Origin of the sequence: Hamadaea sp., assembly GCF_013362815.1 — a bacterium.
In the GTDB taxonomy this organism is placed as follows: Bacteria; Actinomycetota; Actinomycetes; order Mycobacteriales; family Micromonosporaceae; genus Hamadaea.
In genome coordinates, this window is record NZ_JABFVK010000084.1 from 1 (window position 1) to 4,596 (window position 4,596).

Annotated in this window: 6 protein-coding genes; 4 read left to right on the forward strand and 2 right to left on the reverse strand. The window is 69.7% G+C overall.

Annotated elements, in window-relative coordinates:
- Window positions 1-126 precede the first annotated feature (126 nt).
- The gene (locus HOV77_RS29945; protein ID WP_290868178.1) at window positions 127-486 is read right to left on the reverse strand and encodes a hypothetical protein; all 360 of its coding nucleotides are present in this window, start codon (window positions 484-486) and stop codon (window positions 127-129) included.
- Between the two features lie 59 nt (window positions 487-545).
- Here HOV77_RS29945 and HOV77_RS29950 point away from each other — a divergent pair, with 59 nt between their 5' ends.
- Complete coding sequence (locus HOV77_RS29950) at window positions 546-2,147, forward strand: glycoside hydrolase family 13 protein (RefSeq protein WP_290868181.1); 1,602 nt, start codon at window positions 546-548, stop codon at window positions 2,145-2,147.
- Window positions 2,148-2,172: 25 nt separating this feature from the next.
- Entirely contained in the window at window positions 2,173-2,931 is a 759-nt protein-coding gene (locus HOV77_RS29955) for a TRIC cation channel family protein (RefSeq protein ID WP_290868184.1), read from the forward strand.
- 70 nt (window positions 2,932-3,001) lie between these two features.
- Here HOV77_RS29955 and HOV77_RS29960 read toward each other — a convergent pair whose 3' ends face one another.
- The gene (locus HOV77_RS29960) at window positions 3,002-3,274 is read right to left on the reverse strand and encodes a GlsB/YeaQ/YmgE family stress response membrane protein (protein ID WP_290868187.1); all 273 of its coding nucleotides are present in this window, start codon (window positions 3,272-3,274) and stop codon (window positions 3,002-3,004) included.
- 136 nt (window positions 3,275-3,410) lie between these two features.
- Between HOV77_RS29960 and HOV77_RS29965 the strand changes: the two genes are divergently transcribed.
- A complete protein-coding gene (locus HOV77_RS29965) occupies window positions 3,411-3,737 on the forward strand; it encodes a GNAT family N-acetyltransferase (RefSeq protein ID WP_290868190.1) in 327 nt (108 codons plus the stop codon).
- A 41-nt stretch (window positions 3,738-3,778) separates the two neighbouring features.
- Window positions 3,779-4,504, forward strand: a complete 726-nt coding sequence (locus HOV77_RS29970) for an HAD family hydrolase (protein WP_290868193.1) — start codon at window positions 3,779-3,781, stop codon at window positions 4,502-4,504.
- Window positions 4,505-4,596 lie beyond the last annotated feature (92 nt).

Consider the following 4,596-nt stretch of genomic DNA (forward strand, 5'->3'; position numbering starts at 1 on the left):
CAGCAGATGACCGACGCCCGCCAGATCTGCCGCGACTACACCCGCCGCTACGGCGAGGACCACCCCTGGATCCGCGACTGGAAATGGCCCACGAAGCCCGATCAGCCTGCCTGAGCTCCGCGGAGGTCAGGCTTTCGCGGAGGTCTCGGTCCGCAGATCCCGCAGAATCGTCACCGTGTACGCGGCCAGCAGTGCCGGGAACACGAAACCGGCGATCATCGCGCCCGTTTCGGTGCCGGAGACCGCGATGGTGGCGGCGAGGGAGGCGAGCACGCGCACTGCGGCGAGCCCCATGACTCCGCGAATAAGCAGCGCCGAGGGCTGGGCAGTGACGGAGACCACATAAAGCGCGACGGCGACGAGCACGGCCAAGATCGCGCTCGGCATCATCACCGTCCCGGCCGAGTTGACCAGGCCGAAGACGCCGGAGATGAACATGATCGCCGCGAGCAGCTTCACCCGCAGGCGTACGCTGGACTTCTCCAAGATCGTTCTTCCGTTCGGTCGCTGGTCTGGCGTGAAGCGTACCCGGTTATCCTCGATCCGTGTCAGGTGAATGGTGGCGGCATGCCGCGATCTACCAGATCTATCCGCGCAGCTTCGCCGACGGCACCGGTGACGGGATCGGCGACGTCGCGGGTATCCGTGGCCGTCTTGGCTACCTCAAGGACCTGGGGATCGACGCCCTCTGGCTGAGTCCCTGGTACACCTCGCCGATGGCCGACGCCGGCTACGACGTCGCCGACTACCGGGACATCGATCCCGTGTTCGGCACGCTGGCCGAGGCGGAGGCGTTTCTCGCCGAGGCGCACGACCTGGGCATCCGCGTGATCGTGGACATCGTCCCGAACCACTGCTCCGATCGGCATCCCTGGTTCCAGGCCGCGCTCGCGGCCGGACCGGGCTCGCCGGAACGGCAGCGGTTCTGGTTCCGGCCCGGCCGTGGGGACAACGGCGAGCAGCCGCCCAACGACTGGCAGTCGAACTTCGGCGGACCGGCCTGGACGCGAGTGCCCGATGGCGAGTGGTACCTGCACCTGTTCGCGCCGGAGCAGCCGGACTGGAACTGGGAGCATCCCGACGTCCGCGAGGACTTCCTGCGTACGCTGCGGTTCTGGCTCGACCGGGGCGTCGACGGCTTCCGCATCGACGTCGCCGAGGCGCTGGTCAAGGACCCGGCGCTGCCCGACTTCGCCGACATGCCGATCGGAGTCCCCGCGCCGTGGACCGATCAGGACGGCGTCCACGAGATCTACCGGGAATGGCGCAAGGTCGCCGACTCCTATCCGCAGGGCGCGATCTTCGTCGGGGAACTGTGGCTCACCGATCCGGAGCGGTTCGCCCGCTACCTCCGGCCGGACGAACTGCATACCGGGTTCAACTTCCCGTTCTTGTCGGCCGCTTGGGAAGCGCGCGATCTGCGTACCGTCATAGACCGGACATTGGCCACCCACGCACCCGTCAGCGCGCCCGCGACCTGGGTCTTGTCCAACCATGACGTGACCCGGGTCGTGACCCGGTACGGCCGGGCCGACACGCGGCACACCTGGGACCTGACCCGCGAGGCCCATCCGGCGGACCTGGCGCTCGGCATGAAGCGCGCGCGAGCCGCGGCCTTGCTGTCGCTGAGCCTGCCCGGCACCGTCTACGTGTACCAAGGTGAGGAGCTGGGCCTGCCCGAGGTGCAGGACCTGCCGGAGGAGGTGCTGGCCGACCCGCGCTGGGTGCGGTCCGGGCACACCGACCGTGGCCGCGACGGATGCCGGGTTCCGCTGCCGTGGAGTGGCGACGCGCCGCCGTTCGGGTTCAGCCCGGCGGGCGGGCGCCCGTGGCTGCCGCAGCCGCCGGAGTGGACGGCGTGGACGGCCGAGGCCGAAAGCCGCGACCCGGGCTCGATGCTGACGCTCTACCGGACCGCGCTGCGGCTGCGCCACGAGACGCCCGCCCTGCTCGCCGACGGCTTGCGCTGGTTGCCGTCCGCCGCCGACGTGCTCGCGTACGCCCGCGGCGACTCGTTCGCCTGCGTGGTCAATTTCGGCGCGGAGCCGGCCGAGTTGCCGGAGCACACCGAGATCCTGCTGGCCAGCGGAGATCTCGTGGCCGGCCGACTGCCCGCCGACACGGCGGTCTGGCTGCGCACGGCCTGACCGGCGGGCCGGTTACGCTCCCGGCATGTCGGATCCCGTGCAGGCGGTGGCGTTGCCGCACGCCGTGGACGTCGCCTCGGTCGTGCTCGGCGCGGCCCAAGGCGCGCTGTTCGCGTCGCAGGTGGCCAAGGAACGCCAGATCGACCTCGTCGGCATCGCCATGGTCGCGATCGCGACCGGGCTGGGCGGTGGCATCGCCCGGGATCTGCTGCTCAACCAGGTTCCCGCCGCGTTGCAGAGCAACGAGTACGTCAGTTCGGCGCTGGTCGCCGCCGTCGTGGCGGTCGCGCTGAGCGGCGCGCTCAGCCGCCTCGACCCGGTGGTCGTGGCCTTCGACGCGCTGTCGCTCGGGCTCTACCTGGTCGTCGGTCTGTCCAAGGCGAGCAGCCTCGGGCTGGGGTCGGTGCCCTCGATCTTCATCGGCATCCTCGCCTGCACCGCCGGTGGCGTCGTGCGGGACTTGTTACTCCGTACGGAAGTGGCCCTGGTCACCGTAGGATCGTTCTACGTCTTCGCGGCGTTCAGCGGTGCACTCGTCTACATGGGACTACTGCAGGTCGCCAACCAGGGCGTCGCCACCTGGTCGGCGGTGATCGTGACGTTCAGCGTACGCATGCTGTCGATCTGGTTCGGCTGGAGCACCCCGCACGCGAGCGCGTTGCGCCTGGCGAAGCTGGACGCGAGCGTCGAATCGATGGAACGGATGGCGCGGTCCGGTGTGGACGTCATCCTGCGGGGCGGCCGCGGGTTCATGCGCAGCGACCGGGCCGACGTGGAGAAATAGCACGCCCCGGCCTTGTCGGGGCCGGGGCGTCGCGGTGGGCGGGGGCTTTCAGGGGTTCAGCCTCAGGGGGTCAGCCGACGCTTCGTCGGCCCATGGCTCCCGAGACCAGGGCCACCCCGATTGCCGCGAGGACGACATGGATGATGATCTCGAGCCAGTCGACTCCGTCGGTGGTCGCCCAGCCCGCCGCGCGGGCGATCGCGGTGCCGATCAGAGCAGCGACGATGCCGACCACGATGGTCAGCCAGATCTGAATCGACTGCGGGCCCGGCCCCACCAGCCGGCCCAGTGCACCGATGATCAGACCGACGATGATCGCCGAGATGATGCCGGTTACGGTCATGGTCCCTCCTCAACAGGGTTGATGCCCTAAGTGCTTCCCTGAACGGGACTGGACGAAACGTTGGGCATCGACGAAACCCCACGTCTCCACCATCTGGTCAGCAGCCGCCCGAGGTTGGCAGTATGGGGGCGTGATCGTGAATGACGTTCCTGAGCTCGCTCGCTTCGAAGGGCGCCTCGACCGTGCCGAAGGCTCCGGTGACGGGTCGGGCGACCTGGCCGGATACCTGGAATACCACCGTTTCGACGGGGTGTGGGCGCTGAATCACGTCTTCACGTTTCCGGCGTACCGGGGCCGGGGGGTGGCCGCCGAGCTCACGAAGGCGGCCCTGGCGGCGGCCCGGGAGGCAGCGGTGCAGGTCCGCCCGATCTGCCCGTTCGTCGCGGACTATCTGGACACCCATCCGGAGTACGCCGACCTCGTGGTGCCGGAAAAGTCCGGCAGTGACGAATCCGCAATGTGACCACCTGCCCCGATGGCCGGTGGCAATGGCAGGATGAGGCCATGCTCCCCCCGCGTGCCCTTCTCCTGGACTTCGGTGGCGTCGTGGCCGAGGCCGTGGACGATTCGCCCGATTCCGGCTTTCCTACGCGGGTGCACGAACTGATCGGCCGGTCGCTGCCGCTGGAGCGGATCGTGGCCGACCTGGCCGCCGCCGAGGTCGCGCGGGACGCTTGGCGTGCGGTTCCGGAGCACCCCGAGCTCAGTCACGTTCAACTGTGGGCCGAGTACGTGGCGAAGGAGTGGCCGGAGGAGGCCCGCGAAATCGCGGTCGGCTGGGCCGACGAGCTGACCAGCGCCTGGGCCCGGCGGAACTGGTCGGTCGTCGAGGGGATGCCCGAGCTGCTGGAGCACACTCTCGGCCGAGGGCTGCCGGTGGCGATCGTCAGCAACACCCGCAGCGGTCAGGCGTACCGGGAGTTTCTTGAGCGCGCCGGCCTGACCGGGGCGTTCGCCGTGCAGATCTACTCCGACGAGGCCGGCGTCTTCAAACCGAACCCCGGGATGATCCACGCCGCCACGCGCTGGCTCGACGTCCCCGCCGATCAGTGCTGGTTCGTCGGCGACTCGCTCAGCCGCGACATCGAATGCGGTCGCCGGGCCGGGGTGGCGGCGGCCATCCTGCGACCCAGCCGGTCCTGGACGAACGACCGGTGGGAAGCCGAGCCCGACGCCGTCGTCGCCGACGGGCACGAGCTGCTCAAGCTGCTGAAGCGCGCCCTCGACTGATTCCCTCGCTGCGCGCGTTGGGCGCTTTCGCTGCGCGCGTTGGGCGCTTTCGCTGCGCGCGTTGGGCGCTTTCGCTGCGCGCGTTGGGCGCT

Coding starts and splice junctions, on each gene's coding strand:
- HOV77_RS29960 (WP_290868187.1), bottom strand. CDS start 3,274: ATGACCGTAACCGGCATCATCTCGGCGATCATCGTCGGTCTGATCATC.
- HOV77_RS29970 (WP_290868193.1), top strand. CDS start 3,779: ATGCTCCCCCCGCGTGCCCTTCTCCTGGACTTCGGTGGCGTCGTGGCC.
- HOV77_RS29955 (WP_290868184.1), top strand. CDS start 2,173: ATGTCGGATCCCGTGCAGGCGGTGGCGTTGCCGCACGCCGTGGACGTC.